This is a genomic window from Rhizobacter sp. P2_H3 (assembly GCF_056403355.1).
In genome coordinates, this window is the sequence record NZ_JBFUFQ010000558.1 from 1 (window position 1) to 507 (window position 507).

The 507-nt window shown below is 64.5% G+C and carries 1 protein-coding gene; it reads right to left on the reverse strand.

What is annotated here, in order from left to right; genetic code table 11:
- Positions 1-240: MarR family winged helix-turn-helix transcriptional regulator (locus AC1D1T_RS33020; RefSeq protein ID WP_477993591.1), on the reverse strand; the 240-nt coding region annotated here is incomplete at its 3' end.
- Positions 241-507: the final 267 nt, after the last annotated feature.

Sequence of the window (507 nt, forward strand, 5' to 3'; positions counted from 1 at the left end):
GGTCAGCACCACGTTGGTGGTGCGCCCGTCCTCGGCGCTGGGCCGGCGCTCGGTCAGTCCGCGATCCTCCATGCGGCGCAACTGATGTGACAGGCGACTGCGTTCCCAGCCGATCTGCGCGGCCAGATCGCTCACCCGCATGCCCTCGTCGCGGTTTCCGCTGAGTGCGACCAGCACGTCATAGTCGGCCAGCGACAAACCCGACTCCGCCTGCAGCTGGCGGTTCATCTCGTAGCTCATCCGCAGCTGCACGCGCATGTACGCGACCCAGGCCCGCTGCTGTTTGGGCGTCAGCCATTCCGGCTTCGGTGATGTGTCCCGCACTTTTCTTGGCGCCACGGTTGTGAGTATGCCGTGCCCGTCGTCGGTTGAACGTCCGAAACATTGCAGAAAACCGGCACACAGGGAATTGACGAGGGAGGATATTTGCCATGGCTGTGTCGTTTCGCCCAGTGCTCACGTCCGGTCTCGTCGCTGCCAGCGCCAGTGCCGTCCTGTTCAGCGCGG